Origin of the sequence: Streptomyces agglomeratus, assembly GCF_001746415.1 — a bacterium.
Classification (GTDB): Bacteria; Actinomycetota; Actinomycetes; order Streptomycetales; family Streptomycetaceae; genus Streptomyces; species Streptomyces agglomeratus.
Map to the genome: position 1 here is coordinate 3,230,224 of NZ_MEHJ01000001.1, position 22,258 is coordinate 3,252,481.

Annotated in this window: 24 protein-coding genes; 12 read left to right on the top strand and 12 right to left on the bottom strand. The window is 71.4% G+C overall.

Annotated elements, in window-relative coordinates; genetic code table 11:
* The first annotated feature begins 12 nt into the window (after positions 1-12).
* The 3 genes from sdhA to AS594_RS13690 all read left to right on the top strand — a co-directional run bounded on the left by sdhA (position 13) and on the right by AS594_RS13690 (position 3,169).
* The gene (gene sdhA, locus AS594_RS13680) at positions 13-1,767 is read left to right on the top strand and encodes a succinate dehydrogenase flavoprotein subunit (protein ID WP_069927307.1); all 1,755 of its coding nucleotides are present in this window, start codon (positions 13-15) and stop codon (positions 1,765-1,767) included.
* Entirely contained in the window at positions 1,767-2,534 is a 768-nt protein-coding gene (locus AS594_RS13685) for a succinate dehydrogenase iron-sulfur subunit (protein ID WP_069927308.1), read from the top strand. Before sdhA ends, AS594_RS13685 begins: the two co-directional genes overlap by 1 nt.
* A 137-nt stretch (positions 2,535-2,671) precedes the next feature.
* Positions 2,672-3,169: a hypothetical protein gene (locus AS594_RS13690; protein ID WP_069927309.1), complete on the top strand. Its 498-nt coding sequence runs from the start codon at positions 2,672-2,674 to the stop codon at positions 3,167-3,169.
* Positions 3,170-3,203: 34 nt separating this feature from the next.
* On the opposite strand, the gene AS594_RS13695 is transcribed toward AS594_RS13690, so the two are convergent.
* The 3 genes from AS594_RS13695 to AS594_RS13705 form a co-directional block, all read right to left on the bottom strand.
* On the bottom strand, positions 3,204-3,644 hold the full coding sequence (locus tag AS594_RS13695) for a pyridoxamine 5'-phosphate oxidase family protein (RefSeq protein WP_069927310.1): 441 nt from the start codon (positions 3,642-3,644) through the stop codon (positions 3,204-3,206).
* Between the two features lie 91 nt (positions 3,645-3,735).
* Positions 3,736-5,253 (bottom strand): MFS transporter, encoded by a 1,518-nt coding sequence (locus AS594_RS13700; protein WP_069935111.1) that lies wholly within the window; start codon positions 5,251-5,253, stop codon positions 3,736-3,738.
* A gap of 99 nt (positions 5,254-5,352) precedes the next feature.
* On the bottom strand, positions 5,353-5,838 hold the full coding sequence (locus tag AS594_RS13705) for a MarR family winged helix-turn-helix transcriptional regulator (protein ID WP_069932914.1): 486 nt from the start codon (positions 5,836-5,838) through the stop codon (positions 5,353-5,355).
* Between the two features lie 145 nt (positions 5,839-5,983).
* On the opposite strand from AS594_RS13705, the gene AS594_RS13710 reads away from it, so the two are divergent.
* The 3 genes from AS594_RS13710 to AS594_RS13720 are packed head-to-tail and all read left to right on the top strand — an operon-like array spanning position 5,984 to position 7,550.
* Positions 5,984-6,394: a hypothetical protein gene (locus AS594_RS13710; protein ID WP_069932913.1), complete on the top strand. Its 411-nt coding sequence runs from the start codon at positions 5,984-5,986 to the stop codon at positions 6,392-6,394.
* Positions 6,395-6,399: 5 nt separating this feature from the next.
* Positions 6,400-6,834 (top strand): thiol-disulfide oxidoreductase DCC family protein, encoded by a 435-nt coding sequence (locus tag AS594_RS13715; RefSeq protein ID WP_079148209.1) that lies wholly within the window; start codon positions 6,400-6,402, stop codon positions 6,832-6,834.
* 11 nt (positions 6,835-6,845) lie between these two features.
* A complete protein-coding gene (locus tag AS594_RS13720; protein ID WP_069927315.1) occupies positions 6,846-7,550 on the top strand; it encodes a TetR/AcrR family transcriptional regulator in 705 nt (234 codons plus the stop codon).
* 10 nt (positions 7,551-7,560) lie between these two features.
* Here AS594_RS13720 and AS594_RS13725 read toward each other — a convergent pair whose 3' ends face one another.
* The 3 genes from AS594_RS13725 to AS594_RS13735 form a co-directional block, all read right to left on the bottom strand.
* Entirely contained in the window at positions 7,561-9,117 is a 1,557-nt protein-coding gene (locus tag AS594_RS13725; protein ID WP_069927316.1) for an ABC transporter substrate-binding protein, read from the bottom strand.
* 194 nt (positions 9,118-9,311) lie between these two features.
* Entirely contained in the window at positions 9,312-10,685 is a 1,374-nt protein-coding gene (locus AS594_RS13730) for a metallophosphoesterase (RefSeq protein WP_069935112.1), read from the bottom strand.
* Positions 10,686-10,687: 2 nt separating this feature from the next.
* A complete protein-coding gene (locus AS594_RS13735) occupies positions 10,688-10,939 on the bottom strand; it encodes an SCO4848 family membrane protein (RefSeq protein ID WP_069927318.1) in 252 nt (83 codons plus the stop codon).
* 136 nt (positions 10,940-11,075) lie between these two features.
* Between AS594_RS13735 and AS594_RS13740 the strand changes: the two genes are divergently transcribed.
* On the top strand, positions 11,076-12,356 hold the full coding sequence (locus tag AS594_RS13740; protein ID WP_240509006.1) for a D-alanyl-D-alanine carboxypeptidase family protein: 1,281 nt from the start codon (positions 11,076-11,078) through the stop codon (positions 12,354-12,356).
* Here the strand turns inward: AS594_RS13740 and AS594_RS13745 are convergent.
* The 4 genes from AS594_RS13745 to AS594_RS13760 are packed head-to-tail and all read right to left on the bottom strand — an operon-like array spanning position 12,304 to position 15,464.
* A complete protein-coding gene (locus AS594_RS13745; protein WP_079144614.1) occupies positions 12,304-13,374 on the bottom strand; it encodes a YihY/virulence factor BrkB family protein in 1,071 nt (356 codons plus the stop codon). The two genes, AS594_RS13740 and AS594_RS13745, sit on opposite strands and share 53 nt — an antisense overlap.
* Entirely contained in the window at positions 13,362-13,847 is a 486-nt protein-coding gene (locus AS594_RS13750; protein WP_079144613.1) for a GtrA family protein, read from the bottom strand. Before AS594_RS13750 ends, AS594_RS13745 begins: the two co-directional genes overlap by 13 nt.
* Positions 13,808-14,851 carry a decaprenyl-phosphate phosphoribosyltransferase gene (locus AS594_RS13755; protein ID WP_079144612.1) on the bottom strand — a complete coding sequence of 348 codons (1,044 nt, stop codon included), beginning with the start codon at positions 14,849-14,851 and terminating at the stop codon, positions 13,808-13,810. The genes AS594_RS13750 and AS594_RS13755 overlap by 40 nt, the downstream gene beginning before the upstream one ends.
* Positions 14,844-15,464, bottom strand: a complete 621-nt coding sequence (locus AS594_RS13760; protein WP_079144611.1) for a phosphatase PAP2 family protein — start codon at positions 15,462-15,464, stop codon at positions 14,844-14,846. The genes AS594_RS13755 and AS594_RS13760 overlap by 8 nt, the downstream gene beginning before the upstream one ends.
* Before the next feature lie 182 nt (positions 15,465-15,646).
* Between AS594_RS13760 and AS594_RS13765 the strand changes: the two genes are divergently transcribed.
* Both AS594_RS13765 and AS594_RS13770 read left to right on the top strand, forming a co-directional pair.
* The gene (locus AS594_RS13765) at positions 15,647-17,017 is read left to right on the top strand and encodes a decaprenylphosphoryl-beta-D-ribose oxidase (RefSeq protein WP_069927321.1); all 1,371 of its coding nucleotides are present in this window, start codon (positions 15,647-15,649) and stop codon (positions 17,015-17,017) included.
* Between the two features lie 99 nt (positions 17,018-17,116).
* Positions 17,117-17,872, top strand: a complete 756-nt coding sequence (locus AS594_RS13770; RefSeq protein WP_069927322.1) for a decaprenylphospho-beta-D-erythro-pentofuranosid-2-ulose 2-reductase — start codon at positions 17,117-17,119, stop codon at positions 17,870-17,872.
* Between the two features lie 188 nt (positions 17,873-18,060).
* Here the strand turns inward: AS594_RS13770 and AS594_RS13775 are convergent, their stop codons facing one another.
* Together AS594_RS13775 and trpS are read right to left on the bottom strand one after the other, a co-directional pair.
* A complete protein-coding gene (locus AS594_RS13775) occupies positions 18,061-18,654 on the bottom strand; it encodes a 2'-5' RNA ligase family protein (protein WP_069927323.1) in 594 nt (197 codons plus the stop codon).
* Positions 18,655-18,774: 120 nt separating this feature from the next.
* The gene (trpS, locus tag AS594_RS13780; RefSeq protein ID WP_069927324.1) at positions 18,775-19,788 is read right to left on the bottom strand and encodes a tryptophan--tRNA ligase; all 1,014 of its coding nucleotides are present in this window, start codon (positions 19,786-19,788) and stop codon (positions 18,775-18,777) included.
* A 54-nt stretch (positions 19,789-19,842) separates the two neighbouring features.
* Here trpS and AS594_RS13785 point away from each other — a divergent pair, with 54 nt between their 5' ends.
* The 3 genes from AS594_RS13785 (at position 19,843) to AS594_RS13795 (ending at position 22,106) form a co-directional block, all read left to right on the top strand.
* The gene (locus AS594_RS13785) at positions 19,843-20,466 is read left to right on the top strand and encodes an RNA polymerase sigma factor (protein ID WP_069930505.1); all 624 of its coding nucleotides are present in this window, start codon (positions 19,843-19,845) and stop codon (positions 20,464-20,466) included.
* The gene (locus tag AS594_RS13790; RefSeq protein ID WP_240509007.1) at positions 20,447-21,349 is read left to right on the top strand and encodes a hypothetical protein; all 903 of its coding nucleotides are present in this window, start codon (positions 20,447-20,449) and stop codon (positions 21,347-21,349) included. The genes AS594_RS13785 and AS594_RS13790 overlap by 20 nt, the downstream gene beginning before the upstream one ends.
* A gap of 154 nt (positions 21,350-21,503) precedes the next feature.
* Entirely contained in the window at positions 21,504-22,106 is a 603-nt protein-coding gene (locus AS594_RS13795) for a hypothetical protein (protein ID WP_141746845.1), read from the top strand.
* Positions 22,107-22,258: the final 152 nt, after the last annotated feature.

Sequence of the window (22,258 nt, forward strand, 5' to 3'; positions counted from 1 at the left end):
GGTAATCCACCCATGAAGATTCACAAGTACGACACCGTCATCGTCGGCGCCGGTGGCGCGGGCATGCGCGCGGCCATCGAGTCGACGAAGCGCAGCCGCACCGCCGTGCTGACGAAGCTCTACCCCACCCGGTCCCACACGGGCGCCGCGCAGGGCGGCATGGCCGCCGCGCTGGCGAACGTGGAGGAGGACAACTGGGAGTGGCACACCTTCGACACGATCAAGGGCGGCGACTACCTGGTCGACCAGGACGCCGCCGAGATCCTGGCGAAGGAGGCCATCGACTCGGTCCTCGACCTGGAGAAGATGGGCCTGCCGTTCAACCGCACCCCGGACGGCACCATCGACCAGCGCCGCTTCGGCGGTCACTCCCGCAACCACGGCGAGGCCCCGGTCCGCCGGTCCTGCTACGCGTCGGACCGCACCGGCCACATGATCCTCCAGACGCTGTACCAGAACTGCGTCAAGGAGGGCGTGGAGTTCTTCAACGAGTTCTACGTCCTGGACCTGCTGATGCAGGAGGTCGACGGGGTCCGCAAGTCCGCGGGCGTCGTCGCCTACGAGCTGGCGACCGGCGAGATCCACGTCTTCCAGGCGAAGGCCGTCATCTTCGCCTCCGGCGGCACCGGCAAGTTCTTCAAGGTGACGTCGAACGCCCACACCCTGACCGGTGACGGCCAGGCCGCGGCGTACCGTCGCGGGCTGCCGCTGGAGGACATGGAGTTCTTCCAGTTCCACCCGACGGGCATCTGGCGCATGGGCATCCTGCTGACGGAGGGCGCCCGCGGTGAGGGCGGCATCCTCCGCAACAAGGACGGCGAGCGCTTCATGGAGAAGTACGCGCCGGTCATGAAGGACCTCGCGTCCCGTGACGTCGTCTCGCGCTCCATCTACACGGAGATCCGTGAGGGCCGCGGCTGCGGTCCCGAGGGCGACCACGTCTTCCTCGACCTCACGCACCTGCCGCCGGAGCAGCTCGACGCGAAGCTCCCCGACATCACCGAGTTCGCGCGTACGTACCTGGGCATCGAGCCGTACACGGACCCGATCCCGATCCAGCCGACCGCGCACTACGCCATGGGCGGCATCCCGACGAACGTCAGGGGTGAGGTCCTCGCGGACAACACCACGGTCGTTCCCGGTCTGTACGCCGCCGGTGAGGTCGCCTGCGTCTCGGTGCACGGCGCGAACCGTCTGGGCACCAACTCGCTGCTCGACATCAACGTCTTCGGCAAGCGCGCCGGCATCGCCGCCGCCGAGTACTCGGCGGCGAACGACTACGTCGAGCTTCCCGAGGACCCGGCGTCGCTCGTCGTCGCGCAGGTCGAGCGCCTGCGCAGCAACACCGGGGCCGAGCGGGTGCACGACATCCGCCGGGAGCTCCAGGAGACGATGGACGCCAACGTGATGGTGTTCCGTACCGAGCAGACGATCAAGACGGCCGTCGCCAAGATCGGCGAGCTGCGCGAGCGTTACCTCAACGTCTCGATCCAGGACAAGGGCAAGCGGTTCAACACCGACCTGCTGGAGGCCATCGAGCTGGGCAACCTGCTCGACCTGGCCGAGGTCATGGCCGTCTCCGCCCTGGCGCGCAAGGAGTCCCGCGGCGGTCACTACCGCGAGGACTTCCCGAACCGCGACGACGTCAACTTCATGCGCCACACCATGGCGTACCGCGAGGTCGGCGACGACGGCACCGAGTCGATCCGTCTCGACTACAAGCCGGTCGTCCAGACCCGCTACCAGCCGATGGAGCGTAAGTACTGATGGCTACCCCGACTCTGGACAAGGTCGACGACGCGAAGCCCGCGGCCGTCCCCTCGCCGTACATCACGGTCACGTTCCGGATCCGCCGCTTCAACCCGGAGATCTCCGCCGAGGCCGAGTGGCAGGACTTCCCGATCGAGATCGACCCGAAGGAGCGTGTGCTCGACGGTCTCCACAAGATCAAGTGGGAGACCGACGGCACGCTGACCTTCCGCCGCTCGTGCGCGCACGGCATCTGCGGCTCCGACGCGATGCGGATCAACGGCAAGAACAGGCTCGCCTGCAAGACGCTGATCAAGGACATCAACCCGGAGAAGCCGATCACGATCGAGGCCATAAAGGGCCTCACGGTCCTCAAGGACCTCGTGGTCGACATGGACCCGTTCTTCCAGGCGTACCGCGACGTCATGCCCTTCCTCATCACGAAGGGCAACGAGCCGACGCGCGAGCGTCTCCAGTCCGCCGAGGACCGCGAGCGCTTCGACGACACCACCAAGTGCATCCTGTGCGCCGCGTGCACGTCCTCGTGCCCGGTGTTCTGGAACGACGGCCAGTACTTCGGCCCGGCGGCGATCGTCAACGCGCACCGCTTCATCTTCGACTCGCGTGACGAGGGCGGCGAGCAGCGCCTGGAGATCCTGAACGACAAGGACGGCGTGTGGCGTTGCCGTACGACGTTCAACTGCACGGACGCCTGCCCTCGCGGTATCGAGGTCACGAAGGCGATCCAGGAAGTGAAGCGCGCGCTGATCACGCGTCGCTTCTGATCCTGGCCGTGTCCGGCTCCGGACGCTGCTGATCCGTACGCGCACGACGGCCCCGTTGCCCGGTTCTTCCGGGCGGCGGGGCCGTTCTGTGCCAGGATCGGGGGGAATGCGCAGCAGGCCGAGGGGAGCACGGAACCATGAGTGATCCGAACCCGTACGCGGCGGACGGCGACCCGAACGGCGCCTACCAGTGGGGCCCGGTCCCCGGCTACGGCTACCCCGACGCCGCCCCGGGCTACGGCTACCCGCAGCATCCGGTGCCGTACGCCGGACCGCCGCCCGGTTTCGCCGCCGCGCCGCTCATGTCGGTCGGTGACATCACCGTCATGCCCGACTCGATCGTCACCCCGTCCGGCACGATGCCGCTCAAGGGCGCGGTGTGGACGGTCACCGACATGTCCCGCACGGAGGAGAGGATGCCGGCGGTCGCGATCGTGCTGGCCGTCGTCTTCTTCGTCTTCTGCCTGCTGGGGCTGCTCTTCCTGCTGATGAAGGAGAAGGTCACCACCGGCTACGTCCAGGTCACGGTGACCAGCGGCGGCCGGCACCACTCCACGGTCGTCCCGGCCCTCGGCCCCCATACGTTTCCCCTGGTCATGGGCCAGGTCAACTACGCCCGCTCGCTCTGCGCCTGAGGCCGGCCCCGAATCAGGGGTACGCACTGCTTCCTCAGTCCTGGGAGGGGATGTCCAGGGCGGTCCCGTACAGGCGGGAGACCCGGATCAGGATCACCACGCGCCGGTCGGGCAGCGGCTGCTCGCCGGGGGCCGCCCCGTCGGCCGGGTCGACGATCTCCGCCTCGCCCTCCGCCACGGCGAACGACCAGACGTCCGGGCCGCTGACGTGCAGTGAGGTGTGCGGGTCGCGGCGCAGCTGGCGGACCTTGAGGCGGTCGGCGGTGGAGGAGACCCGCAGGACGCGCTCCTCGGCGTTCCAGTCGTAGAGGACGGTCGACAGGTGCGGGTGGCCGGTGCTCCTGACGCTCGCGAGTACGCCGAACTGCTGCCGGCTCATCAGGAGGGAGAGCTCCTGGTCGGTGAGCACCCGGGGGGCCGGGCCGTCGTTCTTCGTGGTGCCGGTGGTGGTCTCGGTGGCGGTGTTCTCGCTCATGGGATGCAGCCTTTCGGTGGTCGGGGTGGCTTGCGGTTCGGTGCGGTGGGGTGGGGCCGGGTTGTCGGGTGGGGCGGGGTGAGAAGGCGGGTCAGACGGCCGCGGCGTGGGCGGGAGCGGGCGCGTCGGCGGCCGGCTCCGGGTCGGCCTGCCGCTCGGGCTCCTGCGCGGCCTGCCGCTCGGGGCGGCGCAACATCGTGAAGGCGACCGCGAAGGCGGTGACCAGGAGCCCGGCGCCGACCCCGAAGGCGAGGTGGTAGCCGCCGGTCAGGGCCTCGGCCGCAGTCCGGCCGTCCGCCGCGAGGCTCTCGGTCCGGGAGGCGGCCAGGGTGGACAGGACGGCGACGCCCAGGGCCATGCCGATCTGCTGGGTCGTGTTGAACAGGCCGGACGCGAGACCGGCGTCCTCCTCGTTCGCGCCGGACATACCGAGTGTGGTCAGCGCCGGCAGCGCGAGACCGAAGCCGGCGGCGAGCAGCATGACCGGGAGGAGGTCGACGGCGTAACTGGCCTGTACGGGGACGCGGGTGAGGAGGGCGAGGACGCCGACGAGGAGCACGATGCCCGCCAGCAGGACGTTGCGCTCACCGAAGCGGGCGTTCAGGCGGGCGGAGACTCCCAGGGAGACGGCACCGATGACGGCGGCTGCCGGGAGCATCGCGAGGCCGGTCTCGGCGGCGCCGTATCCGAGCACCTTCTGGAGGTAGAGGGCGACCAGGATCTGGAAGGAGAAGAGCGCGGCGACCATCAGGATCTGGACCAGGTTGGCGCCGGAGACGCTGCGCGAGCGGAAGATCCGCAGCGGCATCAGCGGGTTCTTCGCGGTGGCCTGACGGACGAGGAACGCGGCGAGCAGTACGGCGGCGAGGGCGCCGAGGCCGAGGGTGCGCACCGAGGTCCAGCCGTACTCCTCGACCTTGACGACGGTGTAGATGCCGAGCATCAGGCCGGCGGTGACCAGGGCGGCGCCGAGGACGTCCGCGCCCGCCCTCAGGCCGAGGCCGCGGTCACCGGGCAGGACGCGCACGGCGATCGCGAGGACGGCGAGCCCGATCGGCAGGTTGATGAAGAAGATCCAGTGCCAGTTCAGCGCGTCGGTGAGTACGCCGCCGAGGACCTGGCCGATGGACGCTCCCGCCGCCCCGGTGAAGCTGAAGACGGCGATGGCCCTGGCGCGCTCCCTGGGCTCGGTGAACAGCGTCACGAGGATGCCCAGGCTGACGGCGGAGGCCATCGCGCTGCCGATGCCCTGGAGGAAGCGGGCGGCGACCAGTACGGCGGGCGAGGTCGCCACTCCGGCCAGCAGCGAGGCGGCGGTGAAGACGGCGGTGCCGGCCAGGAACATGCGCCTGCGGCCGATCAGGTCGCCGAGCCGCCCGGCCAGCAGGAGCAGGCTGCCGAACGCGATGAGGTAGGCGTTGACCACCCAGCTGAGGCCGACGGGGGTGAAGCCCAGGTCGTTCTGGATGGCCGGCATCGCCACGGTCACGATGGAGCCGTCGAGGATGATCATCAGCGTCCCGGTGGCGATGACCCCGAGGGCGAGCCGGCGCGAGCGCGGGGCGGCGGGAGAAGCGGGCGGCGGCGCGGAGTCGGATGCGGCAAACATGCGGTCTCTCCTGTCAGTTGGGGCGACAGGAGAGACCGTAGCAGATGGTTTTGTTGCAGACTATTTTTTTCGGTCTTACTTTTGGCTCCGCCTCGGGACCTACCTGGACTGGCGCGCCCGGCGGGCGGTGCGCGGGGCCTCGACGGGCCTCGCCAGACCGTCGTCGACCAGGCGGTTCAGGGCGCGCAGGAGGGCTCCCCTGTCCGCCTCGGGGAGTGTGGCCAGGGCGTCGCGATGCACGCGGTCGACGATCTCCTGACTCTTCCCGGCGACGCGGGCACCCTCGTCGGTGACGGCGATGATCCGGGCCCGCCGGTCCGTACTGGAGGGGCGGCGCTCGGCCAGGCCCGCCTTCTCCAGGCCGTCCACCGTCACCACCATCGTGGTCTTGTCCATGTCGCCGATCTCGGCGAGCTGGATCTGGGTGCGCTCCCCCTCCAGGGCGTGGACGAGCACACAGTGCATGCGGGCGGTGAGGCCGATCTCCGCCAGGGCGGCGGACATCTTGCTCCGCAGGACGTGGCTGGTGTGGTCGAGGAGGAACGACAGGTCCGGTTCGGTGCGCGCGGGCGTCATGGCGGTCATACCTGCCAGCGTAGAGCAATTCGATCCGAGGCGGATTATCCAGAAGAGACCTTAATGAAGCGCGCCCACTGACTTGAACATGTTCAAAAATCAGCCTAGATTCATTCCTGCCAGCCTTTTGAACACGTTCAAGAAGGGGTGGGGTATGGACCTCACTGTTGTCGCCTACGTCGCGTACCTGCTGATCAGCGTCGCGCTCACCGTCTGGGTCGCACGCACCCTCAGCCGCAACGGGCGCATTTTCATCGCCAGCGTCCTGCGCGGGGACGAGAAGCTCGCCGACGCGGTCAACCACCTCCTGGTGGTCGGCTTCTACCTCGTCAACCTCGGTTTCGTCGCCCTCTACCTGAAGGCGGCGGACGCCGTCGAGAACGCCCGCGGGCTCTTCGAGGCGCTCTCGGTGAAGCTCGGTGTCGTACTGCTGGTCCTCGGCGTCATGCACCTCGGAAACGTCTGGGTCCTCAACAAGATCCGCCGGCGCTCCCTCATGGAGCGTGAGCAGCTCCCCCCGGTCCCGCCGCAGGGCTGGACCACCACCGTGCCCGCCGGGGCGTGAGCACGATGAGCCGACTGACCGTCAGCGGGCTGACGATCCTGTACGACGCCCAGTGCCCCCTCTGCGTCCACCTGCACAACTGGCTGCTGCGCCAGCGCCGGCTCGTGCCGCTGGACCTGGTGCCGGCGGGGTCGGTCGAAGCGCGGCGCAGGTTCCCCGTTCTCGACCACGACCGCACCCTGCGCGAAATCACCGTCATCGGCGACAAGGGCCAGGTCTACGGCGGCCTCGCCGCCTGGGTGGTCTGCCTCTGGGCGCTGGCCGACCACCGCGCCAAGGCCCACTGGCTCGCCACCCCGGCCGGCGCCCCCTTCGTACGGGTGACGATGCTCGCGGCGGCCAAGTACCGCGACGCGAGGATGGCCGGGGCGGGCACGGGTGCGACGGCCGGAGCAGGCGTCCCGGTGCCCTGCGACGACCGGTGCGCGGTATCCGGTTAGGCTCGGACACCGTGACTGAAGACAAGGCCCCCAAGAGCGAGCAGACCCGCACGCTCATCCTCGAAACCGCCCTCCAGCTCTTCCAGGACCGCGGTTACGACAAGACGACCATGCGGGCGATCGCCAAGGAGGCGGGAGTCTCCACAGGGAACGCGTACTACTACTTCGGCTCCAAGGAACACCTGGTCCAGGGCTTCTACGACCGGATCGCCGCCGAACACCAGGCGGCGGTCCGCCCCGTACTGGACAAGGAGACCGACCTGGAGGCGCGGCTGGCCGGGGTGCTGAAGGCGTGGCTGGACATCGCCGCGCCGTACCACGAGTTCGCCGCCCAGTTCTTCAAGAACGCGGCCGACCCGGAGAGCCCGCTGAGCCCCTTCTCCCCGGAGTCGGAGCACGCCCGCGAGGCGGCCATCGCCGTACACCGGGAGGTGCTCGCGGGCTCCAAGGCCAAGGTCGCCGAGGAACTGCGGGACATCCTCCCCGAGTTGATGTGGCTCTCCCAGATGGGACTCGTCCTGTACTGGGTCTTCGACCGGTCCGAGGACCGGGAGCGCAGCTACCGCCTCGCCGAACGCGGCGCCCGCCTCACCACGCGCGGGGTCGCGCTCGCCCGCTTCCGGGTGCTGCGTCCGCTCGTACGCGAAGTGCACGAGCTGTTCACGGACTTCCTGCCGGGGATGGCCCAGGCGGCGGCAGCGCGCAAGACGGCCTGAGCCTCCGCCTCTACAGCCAGTCCAGCGCCCACAGGCGCCACACGCCCGTACCGTCCGACAAGTACTGCCCGCCGGAGACGTCCTTGCTGCTCAGTACGTAGTCCTTCTTCTGCCACAGCGGCACGAGCGGCACGTCCCGCGCCACGATCAGCTGGAGCTTCCTGAAGGATTCCGCCGTGCGGCCCCGCTCGCTCGACCGCTGGGTGTCCAGGATCAGCCGGTCGATCTCGCGGTTCGCATAGCCGTTGCCGAGGCTGTTCCCGCTGCCGACGAGCGGCTGGCTGAAGTTGTCGGGGTCGGGGAAGTCCATGACCCAGCCGACGGTGTACGCGTCGAGCCGGCCCGCCATGTAGTCGGCCTGGAAGTCCTCCCAGTGGTCCTTCTCCACGAGCCGCACCGCGAACAGGCCGCCGCTTTCGAGCTGCCGTTTCAGCTCGGCCGCCTCCTGCCTGGCCGCACCGCCCAGCGCGTACCCGAGGTCGATCCGGACCGGGGTCTGCACGCCGGCGCCGAGCAGCAGTTGCCGGGCCGCCGCCGCGTCGTGCGTGGAGTTCCGGTCGAAGAAGGGCGTGCTGTGGCCGGTGACGCCCTGCGGGATCAGCGAGTAGAGCGGTTCCACGGTGCCGTGGTAGATCGACGAGGCGATGCCGGAGCGGTCGACGAGCGCGGCGGCGGCCTGCCGCACGGCGCGCTCGGCCAGCGGCGAGTCCTTGCGGACGTTGAAGACCAGGTTGCGGATCTCCGAACCGCCCGCCTCGTTGATCCGCAGGTCCGGATCGCCCGGTGCGAGCCGGGCGATCACCGACGGCGGCATCTGCCGGTGCGTGACGTCGACCTTCTTGGCCTTCCACGCCCTGTCCAGGTGCTCGGACTCCTTGAAGTACCGGACACTGATCGCGTTCTTGACCTGCTCGACCGCTCCCCGGTACCTGGGATTGGGTTCCAGCCGGGCGCCGACGCCCTTCTCGTACGACTTGAGGACGTACGGTCCCGAGCCGTCCACCTCGTCACCCCTGCGCAGCTTGCGCGCCGGGTACGCGGCGCGGTCGACGATGGCCCCCGCGCCCGTGGCGACCTTGTACGGGAAGGTGGCGTCGCGGCTGGAGAGGTCGAAGGTGACCGTGAGGCCCTCGGCCCTGACGGACTTCAGCGACGCGAAGAGGGACTTGGGCCCGACGTCGGAGCTGATCGCGAGGACCCGGTCGAAGGAGTGCTTGACATCCTCGGCGGTGAGCGGGCGCCCGCTGGAGAAGGTCAGGTCGTCACGTAACTCGCACTCGTACGTCCGGAGCGTCTCGTCGACGAAGCCGCAGCGGCTCGCGGCGTCCGGAACCGGCGAGGCGGCGCCCGGGTCGAAGGTCATCAGCGACTGGTACAGGTTGCTGTAGAGCGCCCACGATCCGGCGTCGTACGCACCGGCGGGATCGAGTCCCGAGACGTCGTCGGTCGTACCGACCTTGATCGGGGCGTCGTTCCCGCCCCCCGGGGACAACAGCTGCCAGCCACCGACACCGGCGGCGAGCAGGACCGTGACCATGGCGATAATCCGTAATCGGACCGACCTCATGACTGCCGCGCTCTCCTCGTCGCCCACCTGCCGGCATGCGTAAGATCCGCACTCCCCCCGGAGATCCGCACCAGCCAACCACACGAACTGCGCCCGAGGAAAGGTCAGTTGCCCGTCCCGCTCACCCTTTCGGGGGACGAGTCGGCTCGCGGTCGCCGGGCGTCACGCAGGAGAGTGCGGTTCATGCCCGTGCGCTACGCCTGGCGGGATGCCAGTTCGACCACCGTGATGTCGGAGTCCGCGCCCACGCGCACCGGGGGGCCCCACGCGCCGGCGCCCCGCGAGACGTACAGCTGGGTGTCGCCGTACCGCTCCAGACCGGCCACCGTGGGGTTCGCCCGGGCGGCGATGTAGTTGCCCGGCCAGAGCTGGCCGCCGTGCGTGTGGCCGGACAGCTGGAGGTCCACTCCGTGGCGTACCGCGTCGTGGACGACCACCGGCTGGTGGGCGAGAAGGACCGACGCGCGGGTACGGTCCCGGTCGCCCAGGGCCCGTACGAAGTCGGGGCCCTGGCCCTCGCTCTCCCCCGCGATGTCGTTCACACCGGCGAGGTCGAAGCCGGCGATCTCGACGCGGTCGTTCTCCAGGGGCCGCATGCCCAGCTCGCGCACGTGCTCGACCCACTGCTCGGCGCCGGAGAAGTACTCGTGGTTCCCGGTCACGAAGAAGGTTCCGTGCCGGGACCTGATCCGCGCCAGCGGCTCGGCGGCGTGGCCCAGGTCGGCCACGCTGCCGTCGACCAGGTCGCCCACTACGGCGACCAGGTCGGGCTGGGCGGAGTTGATCGTGTCGACGATCCGCTGCGTGTGGGCGCGCCCGAGGACCGGGCCGAGGTGTACGTCGCTGACGACGGCGATCCTGAACCCGTGCGCGGAACGCGGCAGTTTGGCCAGCGGCACCCGGACGCGCTTCAGCCGCGGGCCCCGCATCACGCCGTACGTCCCGTATCCCACCGTTCCCAGCGCCGCCGCGGCCGCGCCCGCCCCCACCACCCGCGAGACGAACAGCCGGCGCGAGAAGTCCCCGGAAGCCGTGGAGCCGCCGGGCCCGCCGGGCGCGACCGGTGCCACGGGTACGGGCGGCGCGGGCTGCGTCACCGTGTCCGTGTCGCCCGGGCCCGGCGCGGGGGCGGCGGCCGCCCCGGCGGCGGCGCGCGGCGGGGCGGCCTGCCCCGCACCGGCGTCCGGGCCGCGACCCGTCGGGGGGGAACCGGCGGCCGGGGTCCCGTCGGCCGGGGCCGCGGGCTCCCGCCGCCGCAGCGCCCGCCGCAGCAGCGGCCGCACCGCCTCGCCGACCACGAGCGCCATCACGAGGTACAGCAGCACGGCCAGCCACAGGTACCCCGGCCAGGCCACCACCTGCTGCACCCAGAACGGTGCGCCGGCCCGCGCCCCGACCAGGGCCCCGACCGCCAGCACCGGCAGCAGCACCGCCGCCACGGTGCCGACCCGGCGCAGGACGCTGCCCGGCGCGGTCGTGTCACGGACCAGACGCCGCCAGACGTACCAGTGCGCCCCGGCCAGCAGGGCGACGACCGACAGCGCGACGAGTACGAAGACGACGACCACAGTTATCCCTGGCTCCGCTCACGTCGCAGGGCCCGCACACCACGGAACCCGATCACCCCAACAGCCGTCCCCAGAAGAAAGGACGTGACGGCGAGCAGCAGATGGACCCAGAAGTACGTGGTCGGGTCACCCGCGTCGTCAAAGGCGAGCCCGCTGCTGTCCTTCGCCAGATTCTTGACGAAAGTGACCCAGATGAACCAGCTCCACACCCCGAAGGCGAGCAGGAACCAGGAGACGGAACGGCTGAGCTTCATGGGCCCAGTATCGCCGCAGGTCCCGGACCCCCGCCGCCGGGGTGGGAACATCCTTGCTGCGCCCACCCGGCGCACGTCGCGGCGGGTCACCACCGCCATGTCCACAACCACCCCGGTGCCCTGTACGTTCTCGTTCGTGTCCGTCGTAAAAAAGACCGCGTTGACGGTCCTCTCCGCCGCGCTGCTGCCCGCACTCACCGCACTGCCCGCGCACGCGGCGCCAACGGACGACAAGCCCGGCAAACGGCAGCCGCAGCCCCCCGCGATGATGTCGACGGTCGGCGGCGCGCAACTCGGCCTGCCGGGTACGCAGGTGAAGCTCGGCCGGGGGGCGCCCGTTCTCCCGAAGGAGCTGAGCGGCCGGTCGTGGATCGTCGCGGACGCCGAATCCGGCGACGTACTCGCCTCGCACAACTCCCACTGGCGGCTGCCGCCCGCGTCCACCTTGAAGATGCTCTTCGCCGACACGGTCCTGCCGCGGCTGTCCAAGTCGCAGGTCTACAAGGTGAAGGACACCGACCTGGCCGGCATCGGCGAGGGCAGCAGCCTCGTGGGCATCAAGGAGGACCACACGTACTCCGTCCACGACATGTGGCTGGGCGTGTTCCTGCGGTCGGGCAACGACGCCGTGCACGTCCTGTCGGAGATGAACGGGGGGTGGGACAAGACCGTCGTGGACATGCAGACGCACGCGGACGAGCTCCAGGCACTGGACACCACCGTCGTCTCGCCCGACGGTTACGACGCGAAGGGCCAGGTCAGCAGCGCGTACGACCTGACGCTCATCGCCCGCAGCGGCATGCAGAAGAAGGACTTCCGCGAGTACTGCTCGACGGCGAGCGCCACGTTCCCCGGCGAGAAGAAGAAGGGGAAGAAGCGCGAGAGCTTCCAGATCCAGAACACGAACCGTCTGCTGACGGGGGCTTGGGGTGTCGAGCCGTACAAGGGCATGGCGGGCGTCAAGAACGGCAACACCACTCACGCGGGGGCGACGTTCACGGGTGTCGCGCAGCGGGGTGACAAGGTGCTGCTCGTGACGGTCATGAACCCGTCCGCGAGCGAGGGCAGCGCCGTCTACAAGGAGGCCGCCCGCCTGCTGGACTGGGGCTTCGAGGCCGCGGGCAAGGTCACGCCGGTCGGGGAGCTGGTGCCGCCGAAGTCCGCGGCGACGGGCGGGGGCGCGCCGACCGCGCCGGGCGGGGGCGGCAAGAGCGCCAAGGGGGGCGGCGCGAGTGACAGCGCTGCCGCCGCCGACGACGCGCGGACGCGGCTCGCGGCGAGCGACGACGCCGCCAGCGGCGTCGGTACCGCGCTGGCGGTGGCGGGCGGCGTGCTGGTGGTACTGGCCGCCGGGGTCTTCCTGGTCAACCGGCGCTGGCCGCTGCCCGCCCTGACGCGCCGCCGCCCGCGCCCCTAGGGGGCGGGGTGCCGGGCCGCTCCTGGGGGGTGTCGGTGGGTGGGGTGTCGGGCGACGTGCCGGTGGGTGCGGTGCCGGGCGACGGGGTGTCGGCGGGTGGGGTGCCGGTCGGTGTCTCCTCCGCCTTCTTCCCGCCCGCCGCCCGCTCCTCGTCCGCCGCCCGCTCACGGTCGTGCCGCGTCGCCGTCCAGGCCGCGCAGCACAGCAGCAGCTTCGCCGTGAGGTTGATCCACAGCAGCAGCGCCACGGGTACGCCGAACGCCCCGTACATGCTCTTCGCCGCGACGCCCTTCATATAGCTGCCCAGCAGCACCTTGAGCAGCTCGAAGCCGATCGCGCCGATCAGCGACGCGGTGATCAGCCGGTGCCTGACCGGCTGCACGCCCGGCAGCAGGGTCAGGACGTACAGCAGGATCAGGAAGTCCGCGCCGACCGCGAGGGCGAGTGCGGCGGTCTGCAACAGCACGCCGCCCGCGCCGCTGTCCGACACGCCGGTCCGCTCGGCGGTCCAGTCGACGGCCGTCGAGCCGATCGAGGAGGCGGCCCAGGAGGAGAGCCCGATGAGGCCGAGGCCGGCCAGTACCCCGCCGTCCTTGAGCTTGCGCAGGAAGATGTTGCCGTCGTCGGCGTCGTCCAGGTCCCAGACGGCCCGCAGGCACTCCCGCATCGAGCCGACCCACCCGATGCCGGTGAAGAGCAGCAGGGCACCGGCGACGACGCCGACGGTGCCCGCGTTCTCCACGAGGGACGCGAGGTCGAGCTGCCCGGAGATGCCCGGCACCTGCTCGGCGATCTTGCTCTCCAGACGGTGCAGCTGATCGTCGGAGAGCAGCGCCGCGCCGATCGCGGCGGCGACGGTGATCAGAGGGAAGAGCGCGAGGAAGCTGATGAAGGTGATCGCGGCGGCCAGCCGGGTCCAGTGGACGCGATCGAGCGTCTCGTACGTGCGCCATGCGTGCGTCGCCGACAGCCGCGTGACGTAGGGGCCGACGACGGGCAGGTTCTTCAGCCAGTCCATGACGTGCGCCTACCCTCCGGGACGAAAACCAGCGTCCGTGTCCCCCAGAAGCGCAGACAGGTAGCGAGCGCCATGCCGACGACCGCTCCCGAGACGGTGTCGGCCCGCGGCGAGGTCAGGCCGAGACCGTAGTGGGAGACGGCGAGGCAGAGGAGTTGTACGAGCGCTCCGGCGACGTTGACGGCGAAGAAGAGCGCGTACCGCCGGGCCCGGCCGCGGCCCGTCGCCCTGCGCCGGTAGGTGCCGAGCGCGTTCCCGGCGTACGCGACCGAGCACCCGGCGACGAAGGACACCGCCTTCGCTGCGAGCGGGTCCCACCCCAGCGGGCCGCGCAGCCCTACGAACAGGGCGAGGTCGACGGTGTACGCGCACCCGCCGGCCAGCACGAAGCCGCGCAGCTCGGACAGGCTCACGCCCCTCGCGGCCGGCCCTCTCACAGATCGGCCACCGCGAGCCCGTACAACGCCACCCATACGAGGCCGATGACCGCGAGTCCCCGGTCGCGCAGCACGACGTCCTCGGGGGCCCCGGCCGTGCCCCGGTCGGCGAACACGGCGTACCGCAGCACCGAGAGGATGAACGCGACCATCGACAGCTGGCGCCACGGCAGCAGACCGCCGTTCGCCGTGCCGCCGCTCTCCAGGGCCCACAGGCAGTACCCGAGCACGGCGACCCCGGCCGCGAGCTGCCAGACGAAGCGCAGGTAGCCGGTGGTGTACTCGTCGAGGAGGGCGCGGGTGGCGCCGCGCTTCTCCGGGCGTCCCGCCATCTGCACGGCCTCGGAGTAACGTTTCGCCGCGACCATGAAGAGCGCTCCGAAGCCCGCGGTGATCAGGAACCAGCGGGAGAGCGGGATGTGCAGCGCCACGCCGCCGATCATGGTGCGCATCAGGAAGCCGGTGGTGACGACGGCGAGGTCCACGACGAGGACGTGTTTGAGCCACACGCAGTACGCGAGCTGCATGACGACGTACGCCGTGAGCAGGGCGGCCGTCATCGCGTCGCAGAGCAGAGCCGCCGCGACCGGCGCGAGAACGGCGAGCAGAGCCCCGGTCGCGTACGCCACGGGTACGGGGACCTGCCCGGCCGCGACGGGGCGGCGGCACTTGACGGGGTGCGCGCGGTCGGCCTCGGCGTCGCGCGCGTCGTTGATCAGGTAGACGGCGGCCGCGGCGGCGGTGAACAGGACGAAGACGACGGCCAGTCGCCCCACCGCGAGGTACGAGTCCAGCTCGCCCGCGGCGGCGGGTGCGGCGAGGACCAGGACGTTCTTGACCCACTGGCGGGGGCGTACGGTGCGCAGCAGGGCGGCGGGCAGGCTCAGCGGCCGTCGTCCCGGCGCCCGGCGGGGCGCGGTGCGGCGCGGCCGGCCGATGACGGCGGGGGCGGCGGCTGTTGTGGTGGTGCTCACGGTGTTCGTGGTGTTCGTGGTCGTCGTCTTGGTGGTGGTGCCGGTGGTGCTGCTGCGCTCAGACATGCGCGGCGCCCCTTTCGGCGACAGCCGCACCTACAGCGCCGGCGGCTGGAGTGAGGAGTGACGTCGGGCAGACAGGTGAGGCCGCGTGGGCGGTTGGGGGGGCGGCCACCGGACCGGTCATCCAGGCCGCGCCGAGGCCGGCGGTGATCCCGCCGAGCAGGACACCGGCCACCACATCCGTCGGGTAGTGGACGCCGGCCACCAGCCTGGACACGCACATCGCGGCGGCCAGCGGCGTCACCACGCGGTGGCCGGCCGGGCGCAGCACACCGAAGGCCACGGCCGCGGCGGCTGCCGACGCCGCGTGGGAGCTGGGGAAGGAGTGCCGTCCGGCCGTACTCACCAGGGGCTCCAGGACGGCGAGTTGAGGGCGGGCCCGGCGTACCGCCAGCTTGACGGCCATGCTCGCGAGGTGCGCCGCGCCGATCAGCGCCGTCCCGCGCAGCCAGGCGTGCCGTCGCTGGTGGTCGGCCCCCGCGCCCAGCAGGCCGGCGGCGATCCAGACGGCGCCGTGCTCACCGCACCAGGAGAGCCCCCGGGCGGCGGCCGCCACGCGTGGGTCCGTACCGCAGTCCCGCATGGCCGACAGCAGACAGCGATCAACCTCTCGCATCTGTCACCCCTCTTCCGTAGCGGCGACCCGGCCGGTCGGCCGGGCTCAGGCAAGGGGCGACTCTGCTCGGATTAAGCAGACTAGTCATGTTAATTGCCGACGACACACCACCAATCACCCATTTGCGCAGCACACCAGGCGATTACTGAACTATGATGTTTAGGGGCGATACGGTCACTGTCATGCCTGTCGACACCGCCCCTGTGGAAGTGACCGGTTGGGGCCGCACCGCCCCGACCACCGCGGCCCGCCTCGTCCGGCCGCGTTCGTACGAGGAGGTGGCGGACGCGGTCCTCGACTGCGCGGCGGACGGGGCGCGCGGCGGCATCGCGCGCGGACTCGGCCGGGCGTACGGAGACGCGGCGCAGAACGCGGGCGGCTGCGTACTCGACATGACCGGCCTCGACCGAGTCCGTACGATCGACGCCCGGGCGGGCGTCGTGGTGTGCGACGCGGGCGTGAGCCTGCACCGGCTGATGGAAGTGCTGCTGCCGCTCGGCTGGTTCGTGCCGGTGACGCCCGGGACGCGGTACGTGACGGTCGGCGGCGCGATCGGCGCCGACATCCACGGCAAGAACCATCACGGCTCGGGGTCCTTCTCCCGCCACGTCGTCTCGCTCGATCTGCTCACTTCCGACGGCGAGGTACGGACCGCCCCCTCCGGAACGGACCTCTTCGACGCCACTGCGGGCGGCATGGGCCTGACCGGCGTCATCCTCTCGGCGACCGTTCGACTGCTCCCCGTCGAGACGTCGCTGATGTCGGTGGACACCGAACGCGCCACCGACCTCGACGACCTGATGGCCCGTCTCACCGCCACCGACCACCGCTACCGCTACTCGGTCGCCTGGATCGACCTGCTCGCGCGCGGCGCGGCCATGGGGCGCTCGGTGCTCACCCGGGGGGATCACGCCCCGCTGGACGCGCTCCCGGCGCGCGCCCGCCGGGAGCCGCTCGCGTTCCGGCCGGGCAGGCTCCCGGCCGCGCCCGGCTTCGTACCGGAAGGGCTGCTCGGCCGTGGGTCCGTGGGGCTGTTCAACGCGCTCTGGTACCACAGGGCGCCCCGCGCGCGCCGCACCGGCGAGATCCAGAAGCTGTCGACGTTCTTCCACCCGCTGGACGGCGTCCCGCACTGGAACCGCGTCTACGGGCGCGGCGGATTCGTCCAGTACCAGTTCGTCGTCGGGTACGGGCAGGAGGAGGCGCTGCGCCGGATCGTCGGGCGCATCTCGGGGCGGGGCTGCCCGTCGTTCCTCGCCGTACTGAAACGGTTCGGGGACGGCGATCCCGGCTGGCTCTCCTTCCCGGTGCCCGGCTGGACGCTCGCGCTGGACATCCCGGCGGGGCTGGCGGGGCTCGACGGCTTCCTCGACGGGCTCGACGAGGAAGTGGTGGCGGCCGGCGGCCGCGTCTACCTGGCCAAGGACTCCCGGCTGCGGCCGGACCTGCTGGCCGCGATGTATCCGCGGCTGGCGGACTTCCGGGCACTGCGCGCCGAAATCGACCCGCGCGGCGTGTTCACGTCGGACCTGTCCCGCCGGCTTTCCCTCTGACGGGGCGGATCGTTCGCTGTCCCGCCGGCTTTTCCTCTGACGGGGCGGACCCTTCACCGTCCGCCCGGCTTTCGTCCCAGCAGCCTCAGGAGCGCATTCATGAAGGACGCCTTCGGCACCCCCCAGTCCCTGCTCGTCCTCGGCGGCACGTCGGAGATCGCCCTGGCCACGGCCCGCCGCCTGATCGCACGCCGCACCCGTACGGTCTGGCTGGCCGGCCGGCCCTCCCCCGCCCTCGAAACGGCGGCCGCCGGACTGCGCGCGCTGGGGGCCGAGGTCCGTACCGTCGCCTTCGACGCGCTCGACCCCTGCGCCCACGAGGAGAAGCTCGGCAAGGTGTTCGCCGAGGGGGACATCGACATGGTGCTGCTGGCCTTCGGCGTACTCGGCGACCAGGCGCGCGACGAGGAACAGCCGCTGTCGGCGGTCAGGATCGCGCAGACGAACTACACAGGGGCCGTCTCGGCCGGCCTGGTGTGCGCGAAGGCGCTCCAGGGGCAGGGCCACGGCTCGCTGGTGGTGCTGTCGTCGGTGGCGGGCGAGCGCGCCCGCCGCGCGAACTTCATCTACGGGTCGAGCAAGGCCGGCCTGGACGCCTTCGCGCAGGGCCTGGGTGACGCGCTGCACGGGACGGGCGTGCACGTCATGGTCGTACGCCCCGGATTCGTCCGCTCGAAGATGACGGCCGGCCTGCCGGAAGCCCCACTGGCGACCACGCCGGAGGCGGTGGCCACGGCGATCGAGACGGGGCTGCGGCGGCGCTCGGAGGTGGTGTGGGTACCGGGAGAGCTGCGCGCGGTGATGGCGGCCCTGCGCCACCTGCCCCGCCCGCTGTTCCGGCGGCTGCCGGTGTGAGGGGCCGGGGACGTGTGGGTCGGTGAGCGGCCGGGGGCGGGGGCCGAACCGGCCGGTGAGGGGCCGGGGACGTGTCGGTCGGCTCTTTCCCGCCGAGCGTCACGGTCCAGCGGCCGGCTGACCCGCCCGCACCGGCCCGGAAAGGCGCGGGCAGGCGGGAACGGCCCCGCCAGGCGCTTCCCCGGGGCTCAGGACCGCAGCGAAGGCGCCGCGGGCTGGTCCACCGGTGAGTTCTGCGCCGGCACGACACCCGCCGGCCCACCCCCGAACGCGTACTCGCGCAGCTTGCGCCACACCCCGTCCGCACCCTGTTCGTACAGCGCGAACCCGGCGCAGGCCCACTCCGCCTCGTAGTCGGAGAGCTCTTCGTACGCCCGGTCCATGCCCTCCTCGGAGATGCCGTGGGCCACCGTGACGTGCGGGTGGTACGGGAACTGGAGCTCGCGCACGAGCGGCCCCGACCCGTCCCTGACCCGCTTCTGGAGCCGTGCGCAGGCCGCCGCACCCTCGACGACCTGCACGAAGACGACCGGGGAGAGCGGACGGAACGTACCCGTACCCGCCAGCCGCATCGGGAAGGAGCGCCCGGACGCCGCGACGGCGGCGAGGTGCGCCTCGACGGCCGGCAGCAGCGCCGCGTCGACCTCGGTGGGTGGCAGGAGGGTGACATGCGTGGGGATGCCGTGGGCGGCCGGGTCCCCGAAGCTCACGCGCCGCTCCTGGAGCAGGCTGCCGTACGGCTCCGGGACCGCGATCGAAACGCCGAGCGTTACGGTCCCCACGTCGTTCTCCTCCGTCGTCCGGTACGTCGTCCTGTGTGGTGCTGCCAGTGTGCAGTGTGGCGGGCAGGCCGCCCTCGTGGCCAGAGTCCTTGGTCCGGACTTCGGGCCGGGCCCGCGCGATCAGTGCTTGGCGGGCAGCAGACCGACCTTCTCGTACGCCTGTGCGAGCGTCTCCGCGGCGACCGTACGGGCCTTCTCCGCGCCCTTCGCCAGGATCGAGTCCAGCGTCTCCGGGTCGTCCAGGTATTCCCGCGTGCGCGTGCGGAACGGCGTGACGAACTCCACCATCACCTCGGCGAGGTCCGTCTTGAGCGCGCCGTACATCTTGCCCTCGTACTTCTTCTCCAGCTCGGCGACGGTCTCGCCGGTGAGCGTGGAGTAGATGGAGAGCAGATTGCTGACGCCCGGCTTCTCGACCGCGTCGTAACGGATCACGGTGTCCGTGTCCGTGACCGCGCTCTTGATCTTCTTGGCGGTCACCTTGGGCTCGTCGAGCAGGTTGATCAGGCCCTTCGGCGTCGACGCCGACTTGCTCATCTTGATCGCCGGGTCCTGGAGATCGAAGATCTTCGCCGTCTCCTTGAGGATGTACGGCGCCGGGATGGTGAACGTGTCGCCGAAGCGGCCGTTGAAGCGTTCCGCGAGGTCGCGGGTCAGTTCGATGTGCTGACGCTGGTCCTCGCCGACCGGGACCTGATTGGCCTGGTAGAGCAGGATGTCCGCGACCTGGAGGATCGGGTACGTGAAGAGGCCGACAGTGGCGCGGTCGGAGCCCTGCTTGGCGGACTTGTCCTTGAACTGCGTCATGCGGGACGCCTCACCGAATCCGGCGAGGCAGTTCATGACCCAGCCGAGCTGGGCGTGCTCGGGCACGTGGCTCTGTACGAAGAGCGTGCAGCGGTCCGGATCGAGGCCGGCGGCCAGCAGCTGGGCCGCGGCCAGCCGGGTGTTGGCACGCAGTTCGGCGGGGTCCTGCGGAACGGTGATCGCGTGCAGGTCGACGACCATGTAGAAGGCGTCGTGCGATTCCTGGAGGGCGACCCATTGGCGCACGGCGCCAAGGTAGTTGCCGAGGTGGAACGAGCCTGCGGTGGGCTGGATGCCGGAGAGCACGCGGGGACGATCAGAGGCCATGAACTCATTCTCTCAGGTGTGGAACCCAACTCGGTTCTCCGGTGTATCAAGAGTGTGAGGACGCGGGAGGGGACCCTGGAGGGGGGCCGCATCGGCATCGACGATGCTGCGGCGATCGCGCGCGTACGGTCCGGGGAGCCCGAGGCGTACGCGGAACTGGTACGCGCCCACACAGGAATCGCGCTCAGGGCGGCTGTGGCGCTGGGTGCGGGGGCGGACGCGGAGGACGTGGTGCAGGCGGCGTTCTTCAAGGCGTACCAGTCGCTCGGGAGCTTCAGGGACGGCTCGGCGTTCCGCCCGTGGTTGCTGCGAATTGTCGTGAATGAGACGAGAAACACACTGCGCTCGGCGGGTCGGCTGCAGGCCGCGACCGGGCGGGAGGCAGCGCTGCTCGGCGCCGGACCGGTGATACCGGAATCGGCCGATCCGGCGGTGGCGGCGCTGGCGGAGGAGCGGCGCGCGCAGCTCCTGGCCGCGCTGGACGAGCTGAACGACGACCAGCGACGGGTCGTCACGTACCGCTACCTGCTGGAGATGGACGAGGCGGAGACGGCCGAGGCCCTGGGCTGGCCCCGGGGCACGGTGAAGTCCCGCCTGAACCGGGGGCTGCGGAAGCTGGGCCGGATCCTGCCGGGCGCTTGGGAGGGGGGTGATGAGCATGAGCACGGGGGACGGTGATCGGCCCGGCGACCCGTCCGGCGAGGCGGTCGGTGCGCGGGGCGACGGGGCAGCCGGCGGGCAGGGCGACGGGGGCGCGGGCAGCGGCAGGGGCCCGGCGCGGGGACGGGACGGCCGCGTGCCGGGGGATCTGGGCGAGGCGCTTCGCGGGCTGGGGCGCGGGCTGCGGGTTCCGGATGTCGACGGGCCGACGATGGCCGAGCGGGTACTGGCACAGATCGTCGCGGAGGCGGTGGCCGTACCGGTGGCGGAGCCGCCGGGGCGCGCGGAACGGCTGCGGGCCTGGGCGCGGCGCCGGTGGCGGCGGCTGACCGCCGCACTGTCCGGGCTGGTGGTCGTGCTGGTGCTCACGCCCCCGGTGCGCGCGGCGGTCGTGGAGTGGTTCGACTTCGGCGGCGTGGAGGTGCGGTACGACCCGAGGGCCTCGGCGCCGCCGGAACGGCCCGGCGCGTCGGGGCGGCCCGGCTGCCGGGAGGGGCTGACCGTGGCGGAGGCGTCACTGCGGGCCGGCTTCGAACCGGCGCTGCCGGCCGGGCTGGGTGAGCCGACGGCGGCTTCCGTGTCGGCCGACCGGCGGGTGCTGTCGGTGTGCTGGGGAGAGGTGCGGATCGACGCGTTCAGGGCGACCATCGATCCGCTCTTCCACAAGTCGACGCCGGTGCCCGCCGCTTACACCGAAGTGGACGGTGAGACGGCCCTGTGGTTCCCGGAGCGTCACCGGCTGACGCTGCTGCTCCTGGACGAGGCGAGCCGCCCGTACGCACGGCAGATCAGGGCGGCGGGCCCGACGCTGCTCTGGCAGCGGCCGGAGGGGCTGACACTGCGGCTCGAAGGCGTGCGCTCCATGGAGCGCGCGGTGGACATCGCGGAATCGGCGGACTGAGCCGGCGGAAGCGGAACCGGAACGGTCCGAGCGGTGTATGAGAAGTGAACACCGCGGTGAGTGACACCGGACCGAGAGACACCGGATGGAGTGACACCGGGTCGAGTGACACCGCAGCGAGAAGCGACGCGTCGACGGGGGACGAACCATGCGCTTGTTACGACGACTTGCCGCCCTGACGGGGGTGGTGCTCTCGATGGTCCTGCTGGGCGCGTCGCAGTCCGTGGCGGGCGGACCGACCAGCGTGCTGGTCGTCTCGCCGGAGAGCGGGCAGGCCGATGCGCTGTACCACACGGCAGCTCGCTACCGGGAGTTGGAGAAGTACCTGGGTTCCGGGGAGGTGGACGGCGTTCGGGGGCGGCCGCTGGACATCGACGGCGCCGTGGGCGAGGGCGGCACATGGCGCCGGCTCACGGTGCACTGGCTGCGGCACGACGTGTCGGTGTGGCGGGTGGACCGCGTGCATCTGCCGAGGTCGGCCGGGCCGATCTGGGTCAGTACGCGGACGGACGGTTCGGCCGCCCCGGCCGAGCGCTGGCATCTGGCCGACGATCCGGCGAAGCTGCGTCGCCTGCTGAGCGCGCTGGGCGTCCTGGGCGACAGGAAGGGCGGGGGCGCGGCGTCGGAGGCCGGGCCGGGCGGCGGCAGCGACTACCCGCCGGACCTCGTCAGCAGCTACGGAGCCGCGCCGGCCGGGTCGGACGCGGGCACGCCGGTCCGGGCCGGCGGCGGCGGCAACCCCGGCTCGGCTGACTGATGGTGGCCGATACCGGGGCTGGCGGCCGGAACCGTGGTCGGCTTCGCCGGAATCACCCTGATCCGGCGCGGCACGGCCCGGCGGAACGCGGGACCGCGGGATCCCGGCCCGCCGGGGCCGCGCCGTCAGCTCATCGATACGTGAGGAGGACG

Bases quoted from the DNA above. Each gene is read 5' to 3' on its own strand.
- AS594_RS13770 (WP_069927322.1), top strand. From the start codon at position 17,117: ATGAAGGACGCCTTCGGCACCCCCCAGTCCCTGCTCGTCCTCGGCGGC.
- AS594_RS13710 (WP_069932913.1), top strand. From the start codon at position 5,984: ATGGACCTCACTGTTGTCGCCTACGTCGCGTACCTGCTGATCAGCGTC.
- AS594_RS13685 (WP_069927308.1), top strand. From the start codon at position 1,767: ATGGCTACCCCGACTCTGGACAAGGTCGACGACGCGAAGCCCGCGGCC.
- AS594_RS13715 (WP_079148209.1), top strand. From the start codon at position 6,400: ATGAGCCGACTGACCGTCAGCGGGCTGACGATCCTGTACGACGCCCAG.
- AS594_RS13745 (WP_079144614.1), bottom strand. From the start codon at position 13,374: ATGGACTGGCTGAAGAACCTGCCCGTCGTCGGCCCCTACGTCACGCGG.
- sdhA (WP_069927307.1), top strand. From the start codon at position 13: ATGAAGATTCACAAGTACGACACCGTCATCGTCGGCGCCGGTGGCGCG.
- trpS (WP_069927324.1), bottom strand. From the start codon at position 19,788: ATGGCCTCTGATCGTCCCCGCGTGCTCTCCGGCATCCAGCCCACCGCA.
- AS594_RS13765 (WP_069927321.1), top strand. From the start codon at position 15,647: ATGCCTGTCGACACCGCCCCTGTGGAAGTGACCGGTTGGGGCCGCACC.
- AS594_RS13760 (WP_079144611.1), bottom strand. From the start codon at position 15,464: ATGCGAGAGGTTGATCGCTGTCTGCTGTCGGCCATGCGGGACTGCGGT.
- AS594_RS13700 (WP_069935111.1), bottom strand. From the start codon at position 5,253: ATGTTTGCCGCATCCGACTCCGCGCCGCCGCCCGCTTCTCCCGCCGCC.
- AS594_RS13690 (WP_069927309.1), top strand. From the start codon at position 2,672: ATGAGTGATCCGAACCCGTACGCGGCGGACGGCGACCCGAACGGCGCC.
- AS594_RS13725 (WP_069927316.1), bottom strand. From the start codon at position 9,117: ATGAGGTCGGTCCGATTACGGATTATCGCCATGGTCACGGTCCTGCTC.
- AS594_RS13750 (WP_079144613.1), bottom strand. From the start codon at position 13,847: ATGGGTGGCGTTGTACGGGCTCGCGGTGGCCGATCTGTGAGAGGGCCG.
- AS594_RS13695 (WP_069927310.1), bottom strand. From the start codon at position 3,644: ATGAGCGAGAACACCGCCACCGAGACCACCACCGGCACCACGAAGAAC.
- AS594_RS13755 (WP_079144612.1), bottom strand. From the start codon at position 14,851: ATGTCTGAGCGCAGCAGCACCACCGGCACCACCACCAAGACGACGACC.
- AS594_RS13705 (WP_069932914.1), bottom strand. From the start codon at position 5,838: ATGACCGCCATGACGCCCGCGCGCACCGAACCGGACCTGTCGTTCCTC.
- AS594_RS13790 (WP_240509007.1), top strand. From the start codon at position 20,447: ATGAGCACGGGGGACGGTGATCGGCCCGGCGACCCGTCCGGCGAGGCG.
- AS594_RS13735 (WP_069927318.1), bottom strand. From the start codon at position 10,939: ATGAAGCTCAGCCGTTCCGTCTCCTGGTTCCTGCTCGCCTTCGGGGTG.